Source organism: Aquabacterium sp. (assembly GCF_035476535.1).
Taxonomy (GTDB): domain Bacteria; phylum Pseudomonadota; class Gammaproteobacteria; order Burkholderiales; family Burkholderiaceae_C; genus Pseudaquabacterium.
Map to the genome: position 1 here is coordinate 20,276 of NZ_DATILJ010000325.1, position 26,284 is coordinate 46,559.

The 26,284-nt window shown below is 69.3% G+C and carries 20 protein-coding genes; 10 read left to right on the forward strand and 10 right to left on the reverse strand.

The features are described 5' to 3' along the window. The first annotated feature begins 92 nt into the window (after positions 1-92). The 6 genes from ileS to VLK61_RS31110 all read left to right on the forward strand — a co-directional run bounded on the left by ileS (position 93) and on the right by VLK61_RS31110 (position 9,475). A complete protein-coding gene (gene ileS, locus VLK61_RS31085) occupies positions 93-2,945 on the forward strand; it encodes an isoleucine--tRNA ligase (protein ID WP_325427434.1) in 2,853 nt (950 codons plus the stop codon). A gap of 8 nt (positions 2,946-2,953) precedes the next feature. Next, a complete protein-coding gene (locus tag VLK61_RS31090; RefSeq protein WP_325427436.1) occupies positions 2,954-4,783 on the forward strand; it encodes an ATP-binding protein in 1,830 nt (609 codons plus the stop codon). A 38-nt stretch (positions 4,784-4,821) separates the two neighbouring features. Continuing rightward, positions 4,822-5,334, forward strand: a complete 513-nt coding sequence (gene lspA / locus VLK61_RS31095) for a signal peptidase II (protein ID WP_325427438.1) — start codon at positions 4,822-4,824, stop codon at positions 5,332-5,334. A 24-nt stretch (positions 5,335-5,358) separates the two neighbouring features. After that, complete coding sequence (locus VLK61_RS31100; protein WP_325427440.1) at positions 5,359-7,044, forward strand: ABC1 kinase family protein; 1,686 nt, start codon at positions 5,359-5,361, stop codon at positions 7,042-7,044. Positions 7,045-7,125: 81 nt separating this feature from the next. After that, entirely contained in the window at positions 7,126-8,640 is a 1,515-nt protein-coding gene (locus VLK61_RS31105; RefSeq protein WP_325427442.1) for a hybrid sensor histidine kinase/response regulator, read from the forward strand. A gap of 115 nt (positions 8,641-8,755) precedes the next feature. Continuing rightward, positions 8,756-9,475 (forward strand): glutathione S-transferase N-terminal domain-containing protein, encoded by a 720-nt coding sequence (locus VLK61_RS31110; protein WP_325427484.1) that lies wholly within the window; start codon positions 8,756-8,758, stop codon positions 9,473-9,475. A gap of 17 nt (positions 9,476-9,492) precedes the next feature. Here VLK61_RS31110 and VLK61_RS31115 read toward each other — a convergent pair whose 3' ends face one another. After that, a complete protein-coding gene (locus VLK61_RS31115) occupies positions 9,493-10,476 on the reverse strand; it encodes a quinone oxidoreductase family protein (RefSeq protein ID WP_325427444.1) in 984 nt (327 codons plus the stop codon). Between the two features lie 176 nt (positions 10,477-10,652). Between VLK61_RS31115 and VLK61_RS31120 the strand changes: the two genes are divergently transcribed. Both VLK61_RS31120 and VLK61_RS31125 read left to right on the forward strand, forming a co-directional pair. After that, a complete protein-coding gene (locus tag VLK61_RS31120; protein WP_325427446.1) occupies positions 10,653-11,417 on the forward strand; it encodes an SDR family oxidoreductase in 765 nt (254 codons plus the stop codon). Between the two features lie 140 nt (positions 11,418-11,557). After that, entirely contained in the window at positions 11,558-12,172 is a 615-nt protein-coding gene (locus VLK61_RS31125) for a histidine phosphatase family protein (RefSeq protein ID WP_325427448.1), read from the forward strand. Between the two features lie 72 nt (positions 12,173-12,244). Here the strand turns inward: VLK61_RS31125 and VLK61_RS31130 are convergent, their stop codons facing one another. The 5 genes from VLK61_RS31130 to VLK61_RS31150 form a co-directional block, all read right to left on the reverse strand. After that, positions 12,245-12,883, reverse strand: coding sequence for a glutathione S-transferase family protein (locus VLK61_RS31130; RefSeq protein WP_325427450.1), 639 nt, complete (start codon positions 12,881-12,883; stop codon positions 12,245-12,247). 9 nt (positions 12,884-12,892) lie between these two features. After that, the gene (gene asd, locus VLK61_RS31135; protein ID WP_325427452.1) at positions 12,893-13,762 is read right to left on the reverse strand and encodes an archaetidylserine decarboxylase; all 870 of its coding nucleotides are present in this window, start codon (positions 13,760-13,762) and stop codon (positions 12,893-12,895) included. A 106-nt stretch (positions 13,763-13,868) separates the two neighbouring features. After that, a complete protein-coding gene (locus VLK61_RS31140; RefSeq protein WP_325427454.1) occupies positions 13,869-15,020 on the reverse strand; it encodes a tetratricopeptide repeat protein in 1,152 nt (383 codons plus the stop codon). A 210-nt stretch (positions 15,021-15,230) separates the two neighbouring features. Further along, a complete protein-coding gene (locus VLK61_RS31145) occupies positions 15,231-16,019 on the reverse strand; it encodes an SDR family oxidoreductase (protein ID WP_325427456.1) in 789 nt (262 codons plus the stop codon). Between the two features lie 22 nt (positions 16,020-16,041). Continuing rightward, positions 16,042-16,962 carry a DMT family transporter gene (locus tag VLK61_RS31150; protein ID WP_325427458.1) on the reverse strand — a complete coding sequence of 307 codons (921 nt, stop codon included), beginning with the start codon at positions 16,960-16,962 and terminating at the stop codon, positions 16,042-16,044. Between the two features lie 148 nt (positions 16,963-17,110). Here VLK61_RS31150 and VLK61_RS31155 point away from each other — a divergent pair, with 148 nt between their 5' ends. After that, positions 17,111-19,516, forward strand: a complete 2,406-nt coding sequence (locus VLK61_RS31155; protein ID WP_325427460.1) for a response regulator — start codon at positions 17,111-17,113, stop codon at positions 19,514-19,516. Positions 19,517-19,562: 46 nt separating this feature from the next. Here the strand turns inward: VLK61_RS31155 and VLK61_RS31160 are convergent, their stop codons facing one another. Further along, positions 19,563-21,209, reverse strand: a complete 1,647-nt coding sequence (locus tag VLK61_RS31160; RefSeq protein ID WP_325427462.1) for a gamma-glutamyltransferase family protein — start codon at positions 21,207-21,209, stop codon at positions 19,563-19,565. 118 nt (positions 21,210-21,327) lie between these two features. Between VLK61_RS31160 and VLK61_RS31165 the strand changes: the two genes are divergently transcribed. Next, complete coding sequence (locus VLK61_RS31165; protein WP_325427464.1) at positions 21,328-22,206, forward strand: LysR family transcriptional regulator; 879 nt, start codon at positions 21,328-21,330, stop codon at positions 22,204-22,206. A 3-nt stretch (positions 22,207-22,209) separates the two neighbouring features. On the opposite strand, the gene VLK61_RS31170 is transcribed toward VLK61_RS31165, so the two are convergent. From VLK61_RS31170 to VLK61_RS31180, 3 genes are all read right to left on the reverse strand, one after another. Then, positions 22,210-23,715 (reverse strand): tripartite tricarboxylate transporter permease, encoded by a 1,506-nt coding sequence (locus tag VLK61_RS31170; RefSeq protein WP_325427466.1) that lies wholly within the window; start codon positions 23,713-23,715, stop codon positions 22,210-22,212. A 10-nt stretch (positions 23,716-23,725) separates the two neighbouring features. Further along, positions 23,726-24,190, reverse strand: coding sequence for a tripartite tricarboxylate transporter TctB family protein (locus VLK61_RS31175; RefSeq protein WP_325427468.1), 465 nt, complete (start codon positions 24,188-24,190; stop codon positions 23,726-23,728). A 117-nt stretch (positions 24,191-24,307) separates the two neighbouring features. Continuing rightward, positions 24,308-26,131 (reverse strand): GspE/PulE family protein, encoded by a 1,824-nt coding sequence (locus tag VLK61_RS31180; RefSeq protein WP_325427470.1) that lies wholly within the window; start codon positions 26,129-26,131, stop codon positions 24,308-24,310. Positions 26,132-26,284 lie beyond the last annotated feature (153 nt).

Here is a 26,284-nt window from a genome sequence, read left to right on the forward strand (position 1 = left end):
CCGCTGCCGCCGCCCCCGCGCCGCGGCACGCCTTCTTCCCCGTCTTTTCTTCATCCAGCGACGAGCGCGCCGCCAACGCGGCGCGACAGGCCATGACCGATTCGAGCACCCCCGACTACCGCAGCACGCTCAACCTGCCCGACACCCCGTTCCCGATGCGCGGCGACCTGCCCAAGCGTGAACCGGGCTGGGTCAAGGACTGGGACGCACAAGGCCGCTACAAGCAGCTGCGCGACGCACGCTGCCACGCGCCGAAGTTCATCCTGCACGACGGCCCGCCGTATGCCAATGGTCAGATCCACATGGGCCATGCCGTCAACAAGGTGCTGAAGGACATGATCGTCAAGGCCCGCCAGCTGGCCGGCTTCGACGCGCAGTACGTGCCGGGCTGGGATTGCCACGGCCTGCCGATCGAAAACGCGATCGAGAAGAAGCACGGCCGCAACCTGAGCCGCGACGACATGCAGGCCAAGAGCCGCGCCTACGCCACCGAGCAGATCAACCTGCAGCGCAGCGACTTCAAGCGCCTGGGCATCCTGGGCGACTGGGATCATCCCTATCGCACGATGGACTTCGCCAACGAGGCCGGCGAGATCCGCGCCTTCAAGCGGGTGATCGAGCGCGGCTTCGTCTACCGCGGCCTGAAGCCCGTGTACTGGTGCTTCGACTGCGGCTCCTCGCTGGCCGAGTTCGAGATCGAGTATGCCGACAAGAAGAGCCAGACGCTGGACGTCGGCTTCCTCTGCGCCGAGCCGGACAAGCTGGCCGCCGCCTTCGGCCTGCCCGGGCTGCAGAAAGACGCTTTCGCGGTGATCTGGACCACCACCGCCTGGACCCTGCCCGCCAACCAGGCGCTGAACCTGAACCCGGCGCTGGAGTACGCGCTGGTCGACACCGAACGCGGACTGCTGCTGCTGGCCGCCTCGTTGGTGGACGCGTGCCTGACGCGTTATGGCCTGCAAGGCACCGTGCTCGCCACCACGCTGGGCGAAAAGCTCGGCGGCCTGAACTTCCGCCACCCGCTGGCCCATGTCGACGCCGGCTACGACCGCCTGAGCCCCGTCTACCTGGCCGACTACGCCACGGCCGACGACGGCACCGGCATCGTGCACTCGTCACCGGCTTATGGCGTGGACGACTTCAACTCCTGCATCGCCCATGGCGTCAGCTACGACGAGATCCTGAACCCGGTGCAGGGCAACGGCAGCTACGCGCCGGACTTCCCGCTGTTCGGCGGCCAGAACATCTGGAAGGCCGTGCCGGTGATCATCGAGGCGCTCAAAGATGCCGGCCGCCTGTTTGCCACCCAGACCATCACCCACAGCTACCCGCACTGCTGGCGCCACAAGACGCCGGTGATCTACCGCGCCGCCGCACAGTGGTTCGTGCGCATGGACGAGGGCGACGGTGTCTTCACCAAGGACAAGGCCCCGAAGACCTTGCGCCAGATGGCGCTGGAGGCCATCGACCACACCAGCTTCTACCCCGAGAACGGCCAGGCCCGCCTGCGCGACATGATCGCCAACCGGCCGGACTGGTGCATCTCGCGCCAGCGCAGCTGGGGCGTGCCGATCCCGTTCTTCCTGCACAAGGATTCGGGCGAGCTGCACCCGCGCACGATGGAGATCCTGGACCAGGCCGCCGGCATCGTCGAGGCCGGTGGCATCGAGGCCTGGAGCCGCGTGACGGCCGAAGAGATCCTGGGCGCCGAAGACGCGCCGCACTACACCAAGAGCAGCGACATCCTGGAGGTCTGGTTCGATTCCGGCTCGACCTTCCGCCATGTGCTGCGCGGCACGCATCAAGACCAGTACGGCAGCCCCGGCCACCACGACGAAGGCCCCGAGGCCGACCTCTACCTCGAAGGCCATGACCAGCACCGCGGCTGGTTCCACTCGTCCTTGCTGATCGCCTGCGCACTCGAAGGCCGTGCGCCTTACCGCGGCCTGCTGACGCATGGCTTCACGGTCGACAGCCAGGGCCGCAAGATGAGCAAGAGCCTGGGCAACGGCATCGAGCCGCAGGTGGTGAGCCAGAAGCTGGGCGCCGAAATCATCCGCCTGTGGGTGGCGGCCAGCGACTATTCGGGCGACATCGCCGGCGACGACAAGATCCTGGCCCGCGTCGTCGATGCCTACCGCCGCATCCGCAACACGCTGCGCTTCCTGCTGGCCAATACCAGCGACTTCGACCCCAAGACCGATGCAGTGCCAGACGATCAGCTGCTGGCTATCGACCGCTGGGCCTTGTCGCGCACCGCGCAGTTCCAGGCCGAGATCCTGGCGCACTACCAGGTCTACGAGTTCCACCCGGTGGTGGCCAAGCTGCAGGTGTTCTGCTCGGAAGACCTGGGCGCGTTCTACCTCGACGTGCTGAAGGACCGGCTCTACACCACCGCGCCAAAGAGCCTGGCGCGGCGCAGCGCGCAAACCACGCTGTGGCACATCACCCAGGCCATGCTGCGCTGGATGGCGCCCTTCATGAGCTTCACCGCCGAAGAGGCCTGGGCGGTGTTCGACGGCGGCGGCCGCAGCATCTTCGTCGAGACCTACTGGCCGCTGAAGACGCCGGACGACGCGCTGCTGAGCACCTGGGGCCGCATCCGCGAAGTGCGCGAGGCCGTCAACAAGGCCATCGAGGACGTGCGCAGCACCGGCGGCGTCGGCTCGTCGCTGCAGGCCACCGTGCGCGTCACCGCGCCGCCGGAGACCCACGCGCTGCTGGCCGAACTGGGCGAGGACCTGAAGTTCGTCTTCATCACCTCGGCCGCCGAACTGCTGACGGGTGAAACACTCGGCGTCGAGGTCACGCCCTCGGCGGCGCAGAAATGCGAGCGCTGCTGGCACTGGCGCGACGACGTCGGCCACGACGCGGCGCACCCGTCGATCTGCCGCCGCTGCACCGACAACCTGTTTGGCGATGGCGAGGCGCGCGCCCACGCATAAGATGGGGCATGGATCCCCGGCAGCGCCCCTCGATGCTGGACCGCGTCGCGGGCGAGCTGGGGATCGCGCTGACACCGGCGCTGCGCATGCAGGTGGCGCACGAGCAGCTGCGCATGGTGCTGACGCACACGCGCGCCGGCACCCTCGCCGCCACGCTCTTCGCGGTGATGATGGCCTGGCATTTCCGCGACCGCGTGCCGCTGCTGCAGGTGGGCGCCTGGATCGCTGCCAAGCTGCTGGTCGCCGGCGCCCGCATCCTGCTGGCCCAGGCCTACCAGCGGCACAGCCGGCGCTTGTCCCAGGGCCCGGAGACGCTCAGTTCAGGCGATAGCGACGGCCGGCGCTGGCAGCGATGGACGCTGTGGCTGCTGGTGCTGGACGGCGTGGTCTGGGGCATCGGCGCGATGCGCATGATGGGCGAACCGGTGGCCACCACCGCCCTGGTGATGGCCGCGGTGGACGCAGTGAGCTGCGTGGCCACCTTCGGGCTGCAGGTGCACCTGGCCTCCAGCGCCGCGTATGTCGCGCCGATGCTGCTGTTCAGCACCGTCGGCCTGGCGATGCGCGGCGACGACGTTGCCGGCATCACCGCCAGCAGCCAGCTCATCCTGCTGGCGCTGCTGCTGTCCACCGCGCGCGGCACTTCGCGCCGGCTGGCCGCCGGCATGCTGCTGCGGCTGCAGGCCCAGGACCTGGTGGCGCAGAAGGACGCCGCGCTGCAGCTGGCGCAGCAGCAGATTGCGCTGCGTCAGCAGTTTCTGGCCAAGCTCAGCCATGAGCTGCGCACGCCGCTGCACGGCATGCTCGGGCTGGCGCGGCTGATGCACCTGGAGTCCCGCGATGCCGAGCTCAGCCACCGGGTCGAGTTGATCGAATCCTCGGGCACGCACCTGCTGGGGCTGATCAACGACCTGCTGGATGTCTCGCGCGCCGATGCCGGCCGCTTCGTGCTGCACGCCGAGCGCTTCGATCTGGTCTCGCAGGTCGAGCAGGTGGCCGAGGTGTTTGCGTTGCGCGCCGCCGATGCCGGCCTGGGCTTCCATTGGCACTGCAGCGTGGGCCGCCCGCATTGGGTGCAAGGCGACGTGGTGCGGCTGCGCCAGGTGCTGCACAACCTGCTGGGCAACGCGATCAAGTTCACGCCGCAGGGCGAGGTACGCTTGAGCCTGTCTTGCGACGGCGAGCACATGCGGCTGGAGGTGCGCGACACCGGCCCCGGCATCGGCGAGGCCGAGCGCGCGAGCATCTTCCAGGCCTTCCACCAGTCCGAGCGGGACGGCGACATACCGACCGACGGTGTCGGACTCGGCCTGACGATTGCGCGCGAGATCGCGCAGACCATGGGCGGCGACATCGTGGTGCACAGCGAGCCCGGCCGCGGATCGAGCTTCGTCTTCAGTGCGCTGCTGCCGGTGGTGGCCGACGTGCAGGCCGAGGCCGCCGGCCCGCCCGACCCCGGCACGCTGCCGGGCCGGGTGCTGGTGGCCGAAGACGACGAGGTCAACGCGATGATCGTCTGCAGCTTCCTCGACAAACTCGGCATCCCGCACGAACACGTGCCCGACGGCAAGCAGGCAGTGAGCCGCGCCTTGCGCGAGACCCAGCGGCCGCAGCTGGTGCTGATGGATTGCCGCATGCCGGTGCTCGACGGCCTGGCCGCCACGCGCGAGATCCGTGCGCAGGAACGCACGCTGGACTTGCCGCGCATTCCGGTGATCGCGCTGACGGCCACGGCCACCGCGGCGGACCAGGCCGAATGCCTGGCCGCCGGCATGGATGCGGTGGTGCCCAAGCCCTTCACGCTGGAACAGCTGGCCAAAGCGCTGCGGCTACAGTAGCGGCCCACCCGCACCGTCACAGCCCTCGTCTCCCCGTCATGCCCTCTTCCAAGTCTTCCGCCACGCCGCTCGCCTTGTGGCTGGGCCTCGCCTCGGTGGTGATCCTGCTCGACCAGTTCACCAAGGTGCTGGTGATGGGCGACTTTCGGCTGCACGACAGCCGCACCGTCACCTCCTTCTTCAATCTGGTGCGGGCCCACAACACCGGCGCGGCGTTCTCCTTCCTGGCCGACGCCGCCGGCTGGCAGCGCTGGTTCTTTGTCGGGCTGGGCGTGTTCGCCTCGGTGTTCATCGTGTGGATGCTGCGCACGCATCCAACGCAGAAGCTGTTCTGCTTCGCAGTGACGATGATCCTGGGCGGCGCGCTCGGCAATGTCATCGACCGCCTGCTGCATGGCTACGTCGTCGACTTCCTGCAATTCCACTGGAGCTGGCTGGCGCCGATGTTCCCCGGCGGCTATTTCCCGGCATTCAACCTGGCCGACAGCGCGATCACCCTCGGCGCCATCTGCCTGGTGATCGACGAGCTGCGCCGCGTGCGGCGTTCCTGACGGCGCCCTCAGCTCCCGCCGGCAATGACCGCGCTGCAAGCCGTGCTCAACACCCGCGACCTGGGCCGGCTGCAGCACATTGCCGCGGTCTTCGTGCGGCATGGCCTGGGCGACATGGTGCACCGGCTGGGCTGGGCCGACGCGCTGGACAAGGCCGGCCAGGCGCTGCACCTGGCCCATGCTGCCGACCTGGCGCGGCTGAGCCCGCCGGAGCAGCTGCGCTGCGCACTGGAAGAGCTGGGCCCCACCTTCGTCAAGCTGGGCCAGATCCTCGCCGGCCGTGCCGACCTGATGGGCCCGCGCTGGATCGCCCAGCTCGAGAAGCTGCACAGCCGCGCGCCACCGGTGGCCATGGCCGCGCTGCGCGCGCAGCTGAGCGACGACCTGGGTGCGCCGCCCGAGCAGGTGTTCCTGCACTGGGACGATGCGCCGCTGGCCGCCGCGTCGATCGCCCAGGTGCACGCCGCCACGCTCGTCGACGGTACCGAGGTGATCGTGAAGGTGCGCCGGCCCGGCATCGAGGCCACCATCGACGCCGACCTGCGCTTGCTGGAACGGCTGGCCGGCATGGCCGAGCGCCACTGGCCCGAACTGGCGCCCTACCGCCCGGTGGAGCTGGCGCGCCAGCTGGCCCGCTCGCTGCGCCGCGAGCTGGACCTGGCCACCGAATGCCGCAACGCCGAGCGCATTGCCGCGTCGTTTGCCGGTCAGCCGGAGATCGTGATCCCGCGCGTGTACTGGCAGCACACCAGCCGGCGCGTCAATGTGCAGCAGCGCATCCGCGGCGTGCCGGCCGAAGATCTGGCCGGGATCGACGCCGCCGGGCTGGACCGTCGGCTGATCGCGCAGCGCGGCGCCAACGCGGTGCTGAAGATGATCGTGCGCGACGGCTTCTTCCATGCCGACCCGCACCCCGGCAACCTGTTCTTCCTGCCCGGCAACCGCATCGCGTTCATCGATTTCGGCATGATCAGCCGCGTCTCGCCGCAGCGCCGCGACGAGCTGCTGACACTGATGCTGGGCCTGGTACAGCGCGATGCCGGCGCGGTGGCCGAGGTGCTGGTGGACTGGGCCGGCGACGAGATGCCGGTCGACGACGCGGCGTTGCGCACCGACATCGAGGCCTTTGTCGACCTCTACCACGGCGTGCCGCTGGCCGAGCTGAGCCTGGGGACCATGCTGGGCGATGTCACCGCCATCCTGCGCGGCCACCAGCTGGCGCTGCCGGCCGACCTGGCGCTGCTGATCAAGGTCTTCATCACGCTCGAAGGCCTGGGCCGCAGTCTGGACCCGAGTTTCCACATGGCCGCCGAGGCCCAGCCGCTGCTGCGCCAGGCGCTGCAGGACCGCTATGCGCCGCAGGAGCTGGCCCGGCGCAGTTGGGGCTCGCTGCGCCGCGTCGCCACGCTGATCGGCGGCCTGCCGCATGATCTGGCGCAGTTGCTGCGCACGGTGCGCCGCGGCCGCATCCAGGTGCAGATCGACGTCACTGACCTGCGCCCGGTGGTCGACCAGCTGGACCGCGCCGCCCAGCGCATCGCCGTCGGCCTGGTGGTGGCCGCGCTGATCATCGGCTCATCAATAGTGATGACGGTGGGCGGTGGCCCCCAGCTGCTCGGATTGCCGGCTTTCGGGCTGATCGGCTATGTCGGCGCGGTGCTGGGAGCCCTGTGGCTGGTGTTCAAAGGACGTGGCCGGAACGGCCGCTGAGCGGCCGCCGCCTCGGGACAGCCCGGGTGGACGCCGCGACACCAGCCGCCTAGGCTAGGCGCCGATGAACACCGCTGCGCCATGACACCGGAACACGGGGCCTCGCTGACCGAGCCGGAGGCCCTGGCGCCCATGCTGGACGCCGCCGACCTGCCGCACTACGCCTGGCTGAACGTGCCGATGTGGGTGTTCGATGTCGACCGCCCCGGCATCGTCTGGGCCAACACCGCGGCGCTGGGCTTCTGGCGCGCGGATGACCTGGCCGAACTCACCACACGCGACTATTCCGACATCTCGCTGCCCGCCCGGGCCCGGCTGCTGGTCAGCATGCAGCAGCATGCGATGGGCCGGCTGGTGCGCGAGGCCTGGACGCTGTACCCGCGCGACGAACCGATGACCTCGCAGCTGCTGTCGCGCGGCATCCGGCTGGGCAATGGCCAGCAGGCGATCCTGTTTGCGTCGGAGCCGCTGGCCGCGAGCTACGACCCGGCGATGCTGCGCGGCATCGAGGCCATGCGCCACACCCCCGTGCGGGTGGCGATGCACCGCATCGACGGCGGCCCGGCGCTGATGCGCAACCCGGCCGCGGTGGCGGCCTTCGGCGGCATCGAGACCGAGGCAGCGGACGACTTTGCCGACCTGTTCGACGATGCCGAACTGGCCGGCGCCATCGTCGTCACCGTGCGCGCCGGCCGCGGCCATGCCGGCGAAGCGCTGCTGCGCACGCGCCAGGGCCAGCGCTGGCACGCCATCGACGCGCGTGCGGTGCGCGACCCGGTCACCGGCGCGGCGATGCTGCAGTTCAATGCCCGCGACATCAGCGACCTGAAAGCCGCACTGGCGGCACTGGAAGCCGCGCGCGACGCCGCCGAAGCGGCCAACCGCGCCAAAAGCACCTTCCTCGCGAACATGAGCCACGAATTGCGCACGCCGATGAATGGCGTGCTGGGCCTGACGCGGCTGCTGCTCAACGGCGAGCTCGACGAGCGCCAACGCCACTACCTGGAGCTGGTGCTGAATTCGGCGCAAGGGCTGATGCAGATCATCGACGACGTGCTGGACCTGTCCAAGGTCGAGGCGGACAAGCTGACCTTGCAGCCGCTGCCGATGTCGCTGGCCGAGACGCTGCACCAGGCGCTGGCGCCCTTGCAGGTGCAGGCCCTGCAGCGCGGCCTGGACTTCGACTGGACGATTGCCGCCGACGTGCCCGACGACGTGATCGCCGATGCGCCGCGCTGGCGCCAATTGCTGCTGAACCTGGCCGGCAACGCGCTGAAGTTCACCGCCATGGGCGGCATCCAGGTGCATGTGGAACGAGTCACCGGCGACGCCCACCACCTGCTGCTGGCCTGCAGCGTGCGCGACACCGGCATCGGCATGACGCCCGATCAGCTGGCCATCGTCTTCGAGCCCTTCACGCAGGCCGACGGCAGCGTGACGCGGCGCTACGGCGGCACCGGCCTGGGCCTGGCCATCGTGCGCCGGCTGGTGCAGCTGATGGGCGGGCGCATCGAGGTCGACAGCCAGCCCGGCCAGGGCAGCTGCTTCCGCTTCATCGTGCCGGTGGATCTGCCGGGCATCGGATCGACAGGCTGAAGCCAGCCGGTCGCTGACCCATCGGCCTGAAACCGCACGCGGCATCGGGTTTCGCCATCTGTGCGAACCTGCGCGGCCCGCACCCGCCAACTTTCCGAGGTATGCCTTGAGCGCCCTGTCCGCCGATCGTGCCCACCAGCTCTCAGCCTTCCCGATCACCCGGAAGTGGCCCGCACGCCACCCCGAGCGCCTGCAGCTGTATTCGCTGCCCACGCCGAATGGCGTGAAGGTCTCGATCATGCTGGAGGAAATCGGCCTGCCCTACGAGGTGCACCGCGTCGCCTTCGATCGCCAGGACCAGCTGTCGCCCGAGTTCCTGTCGCTGAGCCCGAACAACAAGATCCCGGCCATCCTGGACCCCGACGGCCCCGGCGGCCGGCCGCTGCCGCTGTTCGAATCCGGCGCCATCCTGCTGTACCTGTCCGAGAAGACCGGGCAGCTGATCCCGCCGGACGCCGCCGGCCGCTACGAAGCGATCCAGTGGCTGATGTTCCAGATGGGCGGCATCGGCCCGATGTTCGGCCAGGTCGGCTTCTTCCACAAATTCGCCGGCAAGGCCTACGAGGACAAGCGGCCGCGCGACCGCTACATCGACGAATCCCGCCGCCTGCTGGCGGTGCTGAACGGCCAGCTGGCCGACAGGCGCTGGCTGCTGGGCGACGCCTACAGCATTGCCGACATCGCCACCTTCCCCTGGGTGCGCAACCTGATCGGCTTCTACGACGCCGGCGAGCTGGTGCGCATCGCCGAGTTCCCCCACGTCACGCGGGCGCTGGCCGACTTCATCGCGCGGCCGGCGGTGGCGCGCGGCCTGACGATCCCGGCCGCCGGCTGATCAGCCCGGCCGGTGGCTCAAGGCAACAGGATGCTGCAACCGGTGGTCTGGCGCGCTTCCAGGTCACGGTGAGCCTGCGCCACCTCGGCCATCACGAAGCGCTGGTCGATGCGGATCTTCACCGCGCCGCTGCTGACCACGCCGAACAGATCGTCGGCCATGGCCTGCGTGGCCTCACGCGTGGCGATGTGCGTGAACAGCGTGGCCCGCGTGATGTACAGCGAGCCCTTGGCGGCCAGGATGCCAGGCGAAAACGGCGGCACCGGCCCCGAGGCATTGCCGAAGCTGGCCAGCAGGCCGAAGGGGCGCAGCACATCGAGCGAGCCTTCGAAGGTGTCCTTGCCCACCGAGTCGTAGACCACCTTGACGCCGGCGCCGCCGGTCAGCGCCTTGACGCGCTGCACGAAGTTCTCGGTCCGGTAGTTGATGGCATGGGCCGCGCCGTGCGCCAGCGCCAGCTGGCACTTGGCATCGCTGCCCGCAGTGGCGATCAGCTGCAGCCCCATCGCCTTGGCCCACTGGCAGGCGATCAGCCCGACACCGCCGGCCGCGGCATGCCACAGCACGTGATCACCGGCCTGCAGCCCGCCCTGCGGCTGCGTCTTCTTCAGCAGGTACTGCGCGGTCAGGCCCTTCAGCATCATCGCCGCGCCGGTTTCGAACGAGATCGCATCGGGCAGCTTGCACACGCACTTGGCCGGCATCACGCGGGCCTGCGCATAACTGCCGGGCGGGTTGCTGGCGTAGGCCGCGCGGTCACCCACCGCCAGGTGCGTGACGCCTTCGCCCACCGCCTCGATGACGCCGGCGCCTTCCATGCCGAGGGTCAGCGGCAGCGGGTTCTGGTACAGCCCCGTGCGCTGGTAGACATCGATGAAATTCAGGCCGACCGCGTGATGACGGATGCGCACCTCGCCCGGTCCGGGCTCGCCGACGGCGACATCGAAGAGCTGCATGACCTCGGGGCCGCCGTACTGCTGGATCTGGATTGCTTGCACCATGTCGCTTGCTCCGCCGCGTGTTGTGGATGAATGCCGCGCAGCCTACGTGAAGTTCGAAAAACCCTGGGCCGGCATCCGGCCACTGCCCTGGCCTCACTGGCACCTGCGCGACTGCACCCGGCGGCATTGACGGCGATGATCGCCGCCAGTCCACAACAAGCCTTCGGAGACTCTGCATGTCCACCCTCTTTTCGCTCGCCGGCCGCACGGCCCTGATCACCGGCGGCTCGCGCGGCATCGGCCGCATGATCGCCGCCGGCTTCCTGCAAGCCGGCGCCCGGGTCTACATCTCGGCGCGCAAGGCCGAGGCCTGCAACGCCGCCGCGGCCGAGTTGTCGGCGCTGGGGCCCTGCGTCTCGCTGCCGGCCGATGTGTCGACAGCCGCCGGCGTGAAGCAGCTGGCGGCGGCCTATGCCGAACGCGAATCGCATCTGGACATCCTGGTCAACAACGCCGGCGCAGCCTGGGGCGCGGCCTTCGACGAGTTCCCGGAAAGCGGCTGGGACAAGGTGGTGAACCTGAACCTGAAGACGCCCTTCTTCCTGACCCAGGCCCTGCACGCGCTGCTGATCAAAGGCGCGCAGGCACAGCCGGCCAAGGTGATCAACATCGCGTCGATCGACGGCCAGTCGGTCAACCCGCAGGAAACCTATTCGTACGCCGCCAGCAAGGCCGGCCTGATCCACATGACCCGGCGCATGGCGCTGCGCCTGGTGCAGGACAACATCGTCGTCAGCGCCATTGCGCCCGGCGCGTTTGCGTCGGAGATGAACCGCGACGCGCGCGACCACGGCGACGAGATCGCCGAGCACATTCCCGCTCGCCGCATCGGCAATGACGACGACATGGCTGGCGCGGCGATCTACCTGGCGTCGCGCGCCGGAGACTATGTGGTCGGCACGACGCTGACGGTCGATGGTGGCGTGACCCTGGCCCGATGAGGCCTTGCGCCGCTGACGCCAGTAAGTGCTCGCGAGCGAGCTGGTGCGCGCGGTGCAAGCGGCTCTTGACCGCAGGCGTCATGCGCCGGCAAAAATAGTTCGGCACCCCACTGCCGCGCGCACGCGCTGAAGGACTTCGAATGACGCTGCTGCTGATCCGCCATGGCGAAACCCTGCTGAATGCCGCCCGCGTGCTGCAACCGGCCGACACCCCGTTGAGCCCACGCGGCCTGGCCCAGGCCGAAGCGCTGGCCCAGCGCCTGGCGGCGCAGCCGCTGGCCGGCATCCTGGCCAGTGACCTGCCGCGTGCGCTGCAGACCGCCGCCGCGCTCGGCCGCCTGACCGGCTTGCCCATCAGCACCTCGGCGCTGCTGCACGAACGCAACTACGGCGAGTTGCGCGGCCAGGCCTACGACGATCTGGGCTTCAACCCGCTGACGATGGTCGAAGCGCCACCCGGCGGTGAATCGCAGGCCATGTTCAGCGAGCGCTGCGCGCTGGCCTGGGCCGAGCTGCTGGCCTTGCAGCAGCGCCTGGGCGGGCCGCTGGCCGTCGTGACGCATGGCCTGGTGCTGCGCGAATGGCTGCAACACCCGCTGCAGCTTCCGCTCGGCATGGCGCTGCCGGCGCGCCTGTCGAATGCCTCGGTGACCGAGGCCGCGGCAACGCCACCCCATGCGGTGGACCGGGTGGATTGCACCGTGCACCTGACCGGCGCCTTGCGCGACGATCACCACAGCCTGTCCGGCGGCTGAGCCTGAGCGCCCGCATCACGACCAGAACGGCGCTATGAGCTCCCCAAGAAGGCCAGCGCCTGACGGCCGTGCTCAGGCCGCCGGCGGCCAATGCCGCGCGAACACCGGTGCCAGCACCGCATGCTGTTCGATGCGAGCCAGCACCTGCGAAAACGCGGGCCGCGAGGCCGCCAGGTGCTTGCGCGTGCCCGACCATTTCGAGACCACCGCCGCCAGCACATCCAGCGCGTTCGGCGCGGCGCCGCCGAGGAAGGGCGTGGCCGGAAACTGGTCGGCGAACTGGTCCCACAGCTCGTGCAGCCGGGCGCGGCTGCGCTGGATCACGCGCTTGTTCTCGCCTTCGCTGGGTTCGGCGAGCACGCGCTCGGGGTAGTCGATGATGCCGATCATCGCGTAGCAGTTGGCGGCGATGTAGACCAGCCCGCGGATCACGCGCCCGCGCTCGGCGGGCTCGGTGGGCAGCAGGCCGCTGTCGGGGTAGCGCAGGCCCAGCTCGATCAGGATCGCGGCGCTTTCGGTCATCACCGTGCCGTCGTCCCACACCAGCGTCGGGATCTGCGCCAGCGGGTTGACGCCGCGCAGTTCGGCCAGCGCCGACTTTTCATCCCAGCTGGCCGCCTGGACCGAGCGGAACGCCAGGCCGGCCAGCAGCAACCCCGCCTCGGCAGCCGCGGAGCCGCTGCCGGTGTAGCCGTAGAGGGTGAGTGCCATGGCGGGATGCTAGCGAGAAGCGCGCGCGCTGGCCATCGCCTCGCCCAGCTGGATCGCCTGGCCCGGCGCCCAGGCCGGGTTGAAGGCCAGCGGTGCGCCGGCCCATTGCTTGGGGAACAGCATCACCACTGTCGAGCCCAGCAGGAAGCGGCCCATCTCGTCGCCCTGCTTCAGCGTGATGGCCTGCTCACCGGTGTAGACCCAGTCGCGCAGCCGGCCCGGGCGCGGCGGGTTGACCACCCCATGCCAGACGGTGGCCATGCTGCCGACGATGGTGGCACCCACCAGCACCAGCACGAAGGGCCCGGCGGCGCTGTCGAAGACGCAGACCACGCGCTCGTTGCGCGCGAACAGGCCGGGCACGCCGCGCGCGGTGCTCGGGTTGACCGAGAACAGCGCGCCGGGCACGTGGATCATGCGGCGCAGCCGGCCGTCGCAAGGCATGTGGATGCGGTGGTAGTCCTTGGGGCTGAGGTACAGCGTGGCGAAGTGGCCGTCCTGGTAGTCGGCCGCCAGCGCGGCATCGCCGCCGACCAGTGCGGTGGTGGTGTACGCATGGCCCTTGGCCTGGAAGATCTGGTCGCGCGCGATGGCGCCGAACTGGCTGATCGCCCCATCCACCGGGCAGATCAGCGCGGCGTCGGCGAGCGGCCGCGCATCGGGTTTCAGCGGCCGCGTGAAGAAGGCGTTGAAGGTGGCGTAGCTGGCGATGTCGGGGTTCGCCGCTTCGGCCATGTTCACGCCATAGCGGCCGACGAACCAGCGGATCTTGCGCGTCGTCAGCCCGCCCCAGGGGCGCGAGGCGATCGCTCCGGCCAGCGCGGTGAGGGCCTGCTTGGGCAGCAGGTATTGCGGCAGCACGGCAAGGCGGTCGGACACGGCGGCGGGAGCGGTGGTCTGGGAGGGCCGCAGTGTATCGACAGGCGGCGGCCCGGCCGCCGGTGCGACAGGCGGCGGCCCAGCCGACCGTGCGACAGGCGGCGGCTCAGTGAACCGTCTCGGCCTTCAGGCGCGCCAGCTTCGCCGCGTACAGGGCTTCCTCCTCGCCGGAGTTGCTGTTGTCGCGGGCCGCGGCCAGGTGGCGCGCGGCGCGGCCGCTGTCGCCGAGCTTCAGGTAGGCCAGGGCCAGCCAGAAGTGGAACTCGTGGTAGTCCGGGTCACGCGCCAGCTCGCGCTCGAAGAGCGCCTTGGCCTGTCGGTACTCACCCTGCTGCATCGCCGTGCGGCCGAGCTCGAAGAACTTGAACGGCGGGTCGGGCTGCAGCCGCGCCAGCCGGGCGAACAAGGGCTGCGCCTCGGTGCTGCGCCCCTGGTCGGTGAGCAGCTGCGCCAGGTTGCCCACCACCTGCACGCTGTCAGGGTCCCGCGCCAGCGCGAAGCGCAGCGTCTGCTCGGCCTGCGCCAGGTTGCCATGTCGCTGGTAGATCACGCCCAGCGTGTTGTAGGCAAAGAGCAGTTGCTTGTCCTGCTGCAGCGCGGCCTTGATCCACCAGTACGCGTCATCCAGTTGGCCGGCGCTCAGCGCTTCGGCGGCCTTGTTGTTCATGTACATCGCGATCAGTGTCGGCTCTTCGATGACCTGGAAGCGCTGGCCCAGCAGGTCGCGCTGCGGCAGGAAATCGACGGTCACCCAGTCGGCCGAGTCGCCGAATGCACGCGTCAGGTCGCGCGGCCGGCCCACCGACAGGTTGATGTGGCCGATCGTGAAATAGAGGTTGCCGCGGCGGCCCCAGTTCGGATCGGTGTAGACGCTCTGGTAGCGCACCGGCAGCCCCAGCTCGCGGGCGAATGCGGCCGTCATGATCACCAGCGACATGCAGTTGCCCGCGCGCGCGTCGAAGGCTTCGACGGCATTGCGGGTCATCGTCGTGTCGTAGCGCAGCTTCAGCTGGTTGCGGGTGTACAGCGCATCCAGCAGCACAAGGTTCGGCGCCCGGCGTTGAGCGCCGGCGCCGATGTCATGCCGCAGGAAGCTCCGCATCGCCGGGCTCAAGCGCAGCACCTCTTCGGCGGCGATGGTCACCGTGGGCGGCTTGAACAGCGCATCAGCAAACAGGTGATCGCTGTTGATCACCACCGGCGGGCTGGCGCAGCCCGCGAAACACCACGCCAGCAGCAGCATCACCCAACGCGCCATGATCGGCCTCCATCGCAGCATCGCGGCACCGCCACCCGTGCCGCGCGAGTACAGATCCGAAGCTTAGACCTTCTCAGCGCCCTGTGGCCCTGCCACTTTCCTGGATCCCTCGGCGGACGGCTGGCCTCGGGCCTTCTCAAGCAAATGTGGCTCTGCCACTTTGCCTGACCTCATCGGGGGCCTGACGCGAAGCGGCAGGTTTGGGGGTGCTCAGAACGTGCCCGGATAGGCGCCGCCATCGATCAGCAGGTTCTGGCCGGTCAGGTAGCCGGCCTGGCGGCTGCACAGGAAGGCGCAGAACTCGCCGAACTCGGCGGCGTTGCCGAAACGCCCGGCAGGAATCGTGCGCCGGCGGCGCTCGACCAGCTCTTCGATCGCCTGGCCGGCGTTCGCCGCACCACCGCGGAAGCTGGCTTGCAGTCGATCGGTGTCGAACGAACCCGGCAGCAGGTTGTTGATCGTCACGTTGCGCCCGGCCAGGCGGGGCTGGCGCGACAGCCCGGCCACGAAGCCGGTGAGGCCGCTGCGCGCGCCGTTGGACAGGCCCAGCGTGTCGATCGGCGCCTTCACCGCGCCCGAGGTGATGTTGACGACGCGGCCGAAGCCCCGCTCGGCCATCGCGTCGACGGTGGCCTTGATCAGCTCGATCGGCGTCAGCATGTTGGCGTCCAGCGCCTTGATCCAGGCGTCGCGGTCCCACTGGCGGAAATCGCCCGGCGGCGGACCACCGGCGTTGTTGACCAGGATGTCTACCTGCGGGCAGGCGGCCAGTGCCGCAGCGCGGCCTTCGGGCGTGGTGATGTCGCCCGCCACCGCGATGACCACGCTGCGCGGATGCGCGAGGCGCAGTTCGTCCGCAGTGGCTTCCAGCGCCTCGACGCCCCGCGCGGTGATGACCACCTGCGCGCCCTCGCGCACCAGCGCCTGCGCGCAGCCCTTGCCCAGCCCTTTGCTCGCCGCGCACACCAGCGCCCACTTGCCTGCAATGCCCAGATCCATGCTCCTGCTCCTTGTTTTTGCGTCATCGCCAGCGCGCCAGAAACCAGACGCCCATCAGCACACACAGCGTACCCGCCGCGGTCCATGCGGTGAAGGGCTCGCCGAGCAGCCACACGCCCAGCAGGATGGTGCTGACCGGGCCGACCATGCCGATCTGCGAGGTCAGCGCCGAGCCCAGGCGCTCGATCGCCATCATCATCAGCAGCACCGGCGTCACCGTGCACAGCACCGCATTCAGCACCGACAGGCCGATCACCGGCGCCGCCACCCGCGCGTCGCCCAACGGCCGCAGCAGCAGGAACTGCACGATGCACAGCACGCAGGCCACCGAGCTGGCCAGCCCGGTCATGCGCGCGGCGCCCAGGCGCAGTACCAGCTCGCCGCTGTACACGAGGTAGACCGCGTAGCTCAGCGTGCTCAGCAGCACCAGCGTGGCGCCGATCGCGACATGCGGCCGCTGCAGCGCCAATTCATGACCGAACACCAGCAGCACGCCGGCATAGCTGATGGCCAAGGCCAGCATCTGCCGCCCGCTGACCCGCCAGCCGTGGCGCAGCCAGCCGATCAGCAGCACCAGCGTGGGCGTCAGGTACAGGATCAGCCGTTCCAGGCTGGCGCTGATGTACTGCAGGCCGATGAAGTCCAGGTAGCTTGCGAGGTAGAAGCCCGAGAATCCGAGCCAGGCCACGCCCAGCAGGTCGCGCCGGTCCAGGCGCGGCCGGCCGCGTCCGGCCCACCAGGCCAGCAGCACGAACAGCGGCATCGCGAACAGCATGCGGTACATCAGCAGCACCACCGCATCCACGTCATGCCGGTAGGCCAGCTTGACGATGATGGCCTTGCCGGAGAACGCAATGGCGCCGCCCAGCGCCATCGGCAAGCCCGGCCACAGGCGCACGGCGGGACGGGCAGGCGCCGGATGGCCCGGCTGGGGTGAAGTCATCGGGGCATTCTAGGAAGGGCGGCCTGCAGCCTCCCGCAATCCGGGGGCCGCTGGCACGGCATTCGCTGGGTACTGCGGATGCGGGTCGTGCGCTGCAAGTGCTAGGCTCCCGCGTTCTCCCGTCGCGCCATCTTCTTCGCGCCAGCGCATGCCGATCTCCTCCGCTTCCCCCGCCCCACTGCCTGTCCCCGCCAACGCCCGACGCTGGCAGCGCTATGGCCTGATGCTGCTGGTGCTGCTGGGCCTGCCGCTGCTGTGGCAGCTCACGCCGCAGTACGAAGTGGCCAACACGCTGATTCCGCCGCTGATGCCGGCTCTGGCCCTGGCGCTGGCCGCCACCGCCCGCATCGGCTGGCGTGCGCTGCCTGCGGTGGCCGTGGGCGCCGCGCTGGGCGCCTGGGCCTGGCCCTTCGGCGAGCCCAGTGCCGGGCAGTTCTTCGACGCCCTGGTGCTGCTGTCGCAAGCGGCTTTCGGCGGCCTGTTGATGCGCCGGTCCGGCCGGCCGGACGACCTGGCGCTGGACACCGACCCGGCCATCCGCCGGCTGATCGCCGTGGCGCTGGTCAGCGGCATGATGGGTGCCGTGGCGGAGTTGGCCGCCGACCTGCTGCTGGCCTCGTCGGCGGTGACGCGGCCGGTCGTCGCGGCACTGGTGCGTGGCACGGCCGATGCCGCCACGGTGCTGCTGCTGGTGCCGGTGATCCTGGCTTTCACCGCGCCGCAGCGTGCGCGTTGGCTGGCACGGCGGCGATCGGTGGCGCTGCCGCTGGGCCTGTCGTCGTTGCTGCTGCTGGCCGCACTGGCCGCGGTGGACGAGCGGGATCGCCAGAACGCCCTGGCGCGCTTCGAACGCGACGCCGATGTGGTGTTTGCGCGCACCCAGGCCTTGCTCGATGCACCGGTACAAGCCGTGTTGGCCGTGCAGGGTGCGATGCAGGCCAGTGCTGTGCCCTTGTCGGGTGCGCCCTTCGATGCGCTGGCGCGGCCCTGGCTCACCCGGACCACCGGCGTGGCCGAGATCGGCTGGCTCGAGGCCGCGCGCGGTGATAGCGGCACCGTCAACGCCCCTGTCCGACACCTGCTCAGCGCGCTGACGGCTGCGGCCGGCGCACCGGCCGGCGCCGGCGAAACGCTGGCCAGCTCCGCGCAGTTGCGCGCCACGCTGAACAAGGCCTTGGCGCAGGACAGCGCCGTGGTCTCGCCGGTGATCACACCCGACGGTGCCGAGGGCCGCACCGCCTTCGTCGTCTACCAGGCGCTGATGGCCGACCCCGGCGCGCCGCAGCGCCAGGTGGTGTTTGCCACGGTGCTGGTCGACCGCCTGCTGACCCCGCTGATGGCCGCACGCACCGATGCGCTGCAAGCCTGCCTGTTCGACGCCGACCCGCGCGTCGAGCGCCGCCGCCTCTACGGCCCGAACGGCTGCGAGACCGCCGGTGCGCGCGACAACAGCTTCAGCCGCCAAGGCGGCTTCGAGTTCGCGGGCCGCAAGTGGGCCATGCGCATCAGCCAGCCGGTTCGCACGCAAGGCGGTGTGTGGCTGTTTGCGTTGCCCGCCTTGGCCGGGGGCGGCCTGCTGGCGGCGCTGCTGCTGACGGTGACCGGCCGCGTGCAACGCATCGAAGCCGAAGGGCGGCAGCGCAGCATGGACATGCAGCGCGATATCGACCAGCTGCGGTCGCAGCTGCAGCGTCAGGAACGATCGCTGGATGGCGTGTTCGACACCGTGCAGAGCGGTCTCGCGCTGATCGATCCCGATGGCCGCATCCAGCGCGTCAATGCGGCGTTTGCCGACCTCGTCGGCAGCACGCCGGCCGAGCTGCGGCGACGCACGATCGACGAGTTGCTGCAGGACGAGGACCAGCCCGTCCCGAACCGCATCGTCGGGTTGATCCAGCAATCCGGCGACGAGCTGCAGCACAACTCGCTGCGCCTGCGCCTGGCCGGCGGCCGCGTGGTGCCGGCACTGCTGACGCTACGGGTGCTGCGGGAACGGGACGGCCGCGCCAGCGCTGCGGTGTGTGCGCTGCACGACCTCAGCGAGAGCCTGCGCCGCCGCCAGGCCGAACGGGTGCTGGGCAACGTGCTCGACCTGTCGCGAGCCGAGCCGGCCACGGCCAGCAGCCCGCTGCCCGGCCCCTCGACCAGCCCGGCGAGCAGCGGCAGCACCGGCACGGTGGCCGTCGCGGCGCCGCAGCGCATCCTGTGCATCCACGCCGATGCGGGCCGCGCCGATTTCCTGGCCGAAGCCTTGCACGACCGGCCGCAGGTCCAGCTGCGCCATGCCGGCAGCGCCGCTGAAGGCCTGGTGCGCGCCGAAACCGATGCACCGCACCTGGTGCTGCTCGACCTGGCGCTGCCTGACGGCGACGGGCTGGAAACCCTGAAGCAGCTGAGCCGCGACCCACGCACGCGGGCGATCCCGGTGATCGTGCTGTCCGACGACCCCCGGCCCGACCGTATCGACGCCGCGTTCAGTGCCGGCGCCCGCAGCTACCTGTCGCAGCCGCTGGATGCACGGCAGTTGCTGGCGGCGATCGACGAACTGATCTGATCCGCCCCGCCTCGCCACGCCCCGCGGCGGAGGCCGATCGGCGAGATCAGAAGCCGGCCACCTGGCCGTCACGCCGCGGATCGCTGGCGGCCACGTAACCTTCACGGGCCGGCTCGCCCAGGCGCCAGATGAACTGGCCAGCGCCGAAGTCCTGGTAGCTGTCCTGCAGCACCTCCATCGCATGGCCGCGCTCGGCCAGCGCTGCCACGGTGGCGGCCGGCATCGCCGATTCCACGTTGATCGACAGGCCTTCGTTGAAGCGCCAGCGCGGCGCATCGCAGGCCGCCTGCGGGTTCTGGCGGTGATCGATCATGCGCACCAGCGTCTGCAAGTGGCCCTGCGGCTGCATGTTGCCGCCCATCACGCCGTAGCTCATCAGCGGCTGGCCCTGCTGCATCACGAAGGCCGGAATGATGGTGTGGAACGGCCGCTTGCCCGGCGCCACGACATTCGCACTGCCGGCGTCGAGGCTGAAGCCGTGGCCGCGGTTCTGCAGCGACACGCCGTACTCGGGCACCACCACGCCGGAGCCGAAGCCCATGTAGTTGCTCTGGATGAAGCTGACCATCATGCCGCGTTCGTCGGCCGCAGTGAGGTAGATGGTGCCGCCGCGCCGGTGGGCATCGGCCGGGCTGCCGGCCTCGAAGGCCTGGGCGCGTTTCGGGTCGATCCGCTTCGCGCGCTGGGCCAGGTAGGCCGGGTCCAGCATCTGCGCCGGGGTCACGCGCATGCTGGCCGGTTCGGCCACGTAGCGGTAGACATCGGCAAAGGCCAGCTTCATCGCTTCGATCAGGATGTGCTGCGCCTCGGGGCCATCGATGGGCAGAGCGGCCAGGTCGAAGTGTTCGGCGATGCCCAGCGCGATCAGTGCGGCGATGCCCTGCCCGTTGGGCGGAATTTCGTGCAGCGACACATCGCGGTAGTTCTGCGCCAGCGGCGTCACCCATTCGGGCTGATAAGCGGCCAAGTCAGCGAGTGCATGGGCGCCGCCTTGGGCTTGAGCCTGGCGCACCAGGGCGGCTGCGATCTCGCCGCGGTAGAAGGCCTCGCCGCGGGTCTCGGCGATCAGGCGCAAGGCCCGCGCGGCGCCCGGCATGCGGAACAACTCGCCCACCGCCGGCGCGCGGCCGCGCGGCAGAAAGGTCTCGGCAAAACCCGGCTGCGCGGTCAAGGCTTCGACCTGGGCCGCCGCGGCCCACTTGTCGCCCACCACCACCGGCACCATGTAGCCGCGCTCGGCGATGTCGATCGCCGGGGCCAGCAGGTCGGCGAAAGGCAGGCGGCCGAAGCGCTCGCTCAGCGCCGCCCAGGCCCCCACGGCGCCGGGCACGGTGACGCTGTCCCAGCCGCGCACCGGCATCTGCTGCACATCGGCACCGTGCTTGCGCCGAAAGTACTCGGGCGTCCAGGCCGCAGGGGCACGGCCCGAGGCATTCAGGCCATGCAACTGCGTGCCGTCCCACAGGATGCAAAAGGCATCCGAGCCCAGCCCGTTGCTGCAGGGCTCAACCAGGGTCATCACCGCGGCGGTCGCGATCGCGGCATCCACCGCATTGCCGCCAGCGGCCAGCATGCGCAGCCCGGCCTGCGCGGCCAGCGGGTGCGAGGTGGCGACCACGTTGCGGGCAAACACCGGCAGGCGGGCGGAGGGGTAGCCGTTGCCCCAGTGAAAGGCGTTGTGAGGGGTGTTCATCGCGGAGTGATCCTGGTTTCAGACGGGTGCCGAGCCTGGTGGGCGTTCAGTCATTGTGCGACCGACGCGTTCCCAAGAAAATCGAAACCTTCTTGCCTGTCGATCAAGGAAAACTTGAATGAACACCTTGCGCAACCTACGCAGCTTTGTCGCCGTGGCGCGCAGCGGCAGCCTGGCGGTGGCGGCCGACCGTATCGCGCTGACAGCAGCGGCGGTCAGCCTGCAGCTGCGCGCGCTGGAGGCGGAGTTCCGGCGCGAGCTGTTCCTGCGTGGCGGCCGCAACCTGGTGCTCAACGATGCCGGCCGCGAGCTGCTGCCATGGGCCGAACGCCTCGTGGCGCTGCACGACGAGATGCGCAGCATCACCTCCCAGCGCGCCGCCAGCGCCGGCACGCCCATCGTCGGCACCTACCGGGTCGGCAGCATCGTCTCCGCGGTCGCGCCCTTGTCGCGCGTGGTCGTCGGCCTGAAACGGGAGCACCCGCAACTGGAGGTCACGCTGAGCGTGGCGCGCTCGATCGACATGGCCGCCGCCTGCGCCTCGGGCGCGCTGGACGCTGCGGTGCTGGTACGTGGTGACGCGCGGCCGGCGCGCGGGCTGGCCTGGACACCGCTGTACAGCGAAGCGCTGGTGCTCGCCGCCCATGCCGGCGTGCGTGGCCGCGATGCGCTGCGGCAGCTGGCCGAGCATCCGTTCCTGCGCTTCGAGCGCCAGCAGCGCACCGGTGCGCTGGTGCAGCGTGCGCTGCGCCAGCATCGGGTCAAGGTGCAGGAGTTTCTGGAGTTGAACTCGATCGAGGCGATCGTCGAACTGGTGCGCCAGCGCGTCGGCGTGACGCTGCTGCCGCAGCTGGCGCATGCCCGTTGGGACGAGGATCCCGCACTGCGCCTGCTGAGCCTGCCGGGCCCCGCACTGCAGCGCGAGATCGGCCTGCTACAGCGCCGCGACCGCGCCGCCGTGCCGGCGCAGGCCATCATCGCGGCGCTGCGCCCTTGACGATCAATCGTCCTGGAAGGCTTCTTCGCGCTTGGCCTTGATCGATGGCAGCGTGACCACCACGATCATCGCCGCCGCAGCGAGCAGCAGCGCACCCGACAGCGGCCGCGTGCCGAACGTCATCCAGTCGCCGCGCGACAGCAGCAGGGCGCGGCGCAGGTTCTCTTCCATCATCGGGCCGAGGATGAAGCCCAGCAGCAGCGGCGCGGGTTCGCAGCCAAGCTTGTAGAACAGGTAGCCGACAACACAGAAGATCGCCGTCATGTAGACATCGAAGCTGTTGTTGTTCAGCGTGTAGCTGCCGATGCAGCAGAACGTGACGATGGCCGGGAACAGGAAGCGGTAGGGCACCGTCAACAGCTTGATCCAGATACCGATCAGCGGCAGGTTCAGCACGATCAGCATCGCATTGCCGACCCACATCGAAGCGATCAGACCCCAGAACAGCTGCGGATTGCTGGTCATCACCTGAGGACCGGGCTGGATGCCCTTGATCGTCATCGCGCCGACCATCAGCGCCATCACTGCATTGGGCGGGATGCCCAGCGTCAACATCGGGATGAACGAAGTCTGGGCGCCAGCGTTGTTGGCCGACTCCGGCCCGGCCACGCCGCGGATGTCGCCCTTGCCGAAACGACCATCGCTGCCGGCGATCTTCTTCTCCAGCGTGTACGCGGCGAACGACGAGAGCAGCGCGCCACCGCCAGGCAACACGCCGAGGATCGACCCCAGTGCGGTGCCGCGAAGGACTGCCGGCCAGGCTTGCTTGAAGTCCTGGCGCGTAGGCCACAGGCCCTTGACCTCCTTGGTGAACACCTCGCGGTGCTCGGCCGGGCGGCCCAGGTTGGCCACGATCTCGCCGAAACCGAAGATGCCCATCGCGATGACGACGAAGCCGAGGCCGTCGGTCAGTTCGGGGATGTCGAAGCTGTAACGCGGCACGCCGGAGATCACATCGGTATTGATCTGGCCCAGCAACAGGCCGAGCAGGATCATCGCGATCGCCTTGATCAGCGAGCCCGAGGCCAGCACCACCGCGCCGACCAGGCCGAGCACCATCAGCGAGAAGTACTCAGCCGGACCGAACTTGAAGGCCAGTTCGGTCAGCGGAGGCGCAAACGCCGCGATGATGATCGTACCGACGCAACCGGCGAAAAACGAACCCAGGCCGGCTGCGGCCAGCGCGGCCCCCGCGCGGCCCTGGCGTGCCATCTGGTAACCGTCGATCGCGGTCACCACCGAACTCGATTCGCCCGGCACGTTGATCAGGATCGCGGTGGTGGAGCCGCCGTATTGCGCGCCGTAGTAGATGCCGGCCAGCATGATCAGCGCCGGCGTTGCATCCAGCGCATAAATCGACGGCAGGAGCATGGCGATGGTGGTCACCGGCCCGAGGCCGGGCAAGACGCCGATCAGCGTGCCCAGCAGCGCGCCACCGAAGGCATAGGCCAGGTTCTGCAGCGTGAACGCAACGCTGAAGCCCAGCGCAAGATTGTTCAGGAGATCCATGGTCTGTCCCTCAGCCGGTGATGAATGGAGGCCACACGGGAATCACCAGCTTCAGGCCAAGAATGAAGATGAGCCACGACCCGACAGTGAGCACAATGGAGTTGAGCAGCACTTCCTTCCAGTGGAACTCGTCGCCGGCCAGGCTGACGATGCCGATCAGGATCGGCAACGAGATCACCAGACCCAGCCTCGGCAGCATCAGACCGAACACGGTGACCGCCACGACGATCGTGACCAGGGGCTTGAATGCCCAGGCGCCGATTGGTTCGCCGTCTTCAGTCTCGACCACGAGTGACTCGAACAGGATGAACGCTCCCAGCAAGGCCAGGAGGATGCCGAGCCCGAACGGGAAGTAGCCCGGCCCGGGACGCGCCGCGACGCCGAAGCTGTAGTTCGTGGCGCCCCAGGCAAAACCGATGCCTGTGGCCATGAACATCAACCCCGACCAGAAGTCCTTCTGGCTCTTGATCTTCACTGTGTCTCCTCGAAAGCGGTTCGATACTTGCGACCGATTCTAGGGAGCGACCCGCCGTCGAGCGCTGTGGTTTCCACGTAAACGTTAAGCCCCGGCCGCGGAGCTTGGCGGGTTTCTTTATGCGTCGTGCCAGTTGGGCGTGGTGCGCAGCACCTCGTCGATGGTGGTAACGCCTTCGGCGACTTTCATCGTGCCGGCCAGGCGCAGCGGGCGCATGCCTTCCTTGACCACCAGTTTGCGCAAGGCGGCGGTGTCCAGCGTCGGGTGGATCGCGCGGCGAGCATCTTCGCTGATCAGCATCAGCTCGTAGAGGCCGACGCGGCCGCGGTAGCCGGTGTGGCGGCATTCCAGGCAGCCCACAGGTTTGTAGGGGCGCACGCCGCCGGACAGGCGCCAGGGCCGGGACAGCTCGTCCAGCGTTTCACGCGTCAGGCCTTCATCGCGGGCCTTGCAGGCCGGGCACAGCGTGCGCGCCAGGCGCTGCGCCAGCACGCCGACCACGGTGGCGGTGATCAGGTAGGTCGGCACGCCCAGGTCGGCCAGGCGGGTGATCGCCGAGGCCGCGTCGTTCGTGTGCAGCGTGCTGAACACCAGGTGGCCGGTCAGCGCGGCCTGGATCGCCATCTCGGCGGTGGCCAGGTCGCGGATTTCGCCGACCATGATGATGTCCGGGTCCTGCCGCATCAGTGCGCGCAGGCCTTCGGCAAAGCCCATGTCCAGCGCCGCCTGCACCTGGGTCTGGTTGAACGAGGGCTCGATCATCTCGATCGGGTCCTCGATGGTGCAGACGTTCACCGAATCGGTGGCCAGCGACTTCAGCGTCGAATACAGCGTCGTGGTCTTGCCGCTGCCGGTGGGGCCGGTGACCAGCACGATGCCGTGCGGCCGGGCGATCAGGTCTTTCCAGCGTTCGCCGTCATGCGTGGAGAAACCCAGTGCTTCAACCGTCTTCACCACGGTTTCGGGGTCGAACACCCGCATCACCATCTTCTCGCCAAAGGCCGTGGGCAGCGTCGACAAGCGCATTTCCACCTCACCCCCCCCTGGCGCATCGGGGGTGTCGGGGCGGCGGGTCTTGATGCGGCCGTCCTGCGGGCGGCGGCGCTCGATCACATCCATGCGGCCGAGCAGCTTGATGCGCGCGGTCATCGCGTTCATCACCGTCAGCGGCACCTGGTAGACGGTGTGCAGCACGCCGTCGATGCGAAAGCGGATCGCGCCCATGTCGCGCCGTGGCTCGAGGTGGATGTCGCTGGCGCGCTGGTCGAAGGCGTATTGCCACAGCCAGTCGACCACCTGCACGACCCCCTGGTCGTTGGCATCGAGCTGCTTGTTGCTCTTGCCCAGCTCCACCAGTTGCTCGAAGCTGGAGACGCTGGAGGTCTCGCCGGTCTTCTGCGCCGCCCGCACCGATTTGGCGAGCGAATAGAACTCGGTGGTGTAACGCGCGATGTCCTCCGGATTGGCCAGCACCAGCTTCACGCGCTTGCGCGAGTGCGATTCGATCTCGGCGATCCAGCCGGTATCGAAGGGTTCGCTGGTGGCCACCGTCACTTCCGCGGCGCCGACGATCACCGGCAGCACCTTGCGCAATTCGGCGTACTGCACGCTCATCACATCGGCCACGCGGCCGACATCGACCTTGAGCGGATCGATGCGCAGGTAGGGCAGCTTGCTGCGCGTGGCCAGCCACTCGGTCAGCACTTCGGTGTCCAGCGCGCGCCCATTGCGCTGCAGCCCGGCGCCCCCCAGGCGCACCATCGCATGCAGGCTGGAATCACCGGCGCCGAAGCGCTTGATCACCCGCTCGGCATCCGCCGGCGTCACCCAGCCGTCGGTGCGCAGCCAGTCAAGCAGCTGGCGCCAATCCAGGCGGCCCTTCGGAAGTGCGGGCGATGCCGGCTGTGAAGGCGGGGAATGACGGGTGGCGGAGACGCTCATGCGCGTGGCCCCAAGGCAGCTGCGGGTAGCGGCCATGGTAGCGGCTGGGTCGACGGTTGGTCGAAAGAAAAAACGGCAACTGAACGAGGCGATCGTTCAGTGCCGTTTCCAAGGCTTTCAAGATCTGGTGGGCCGGGGTCACTTGAGCTGACG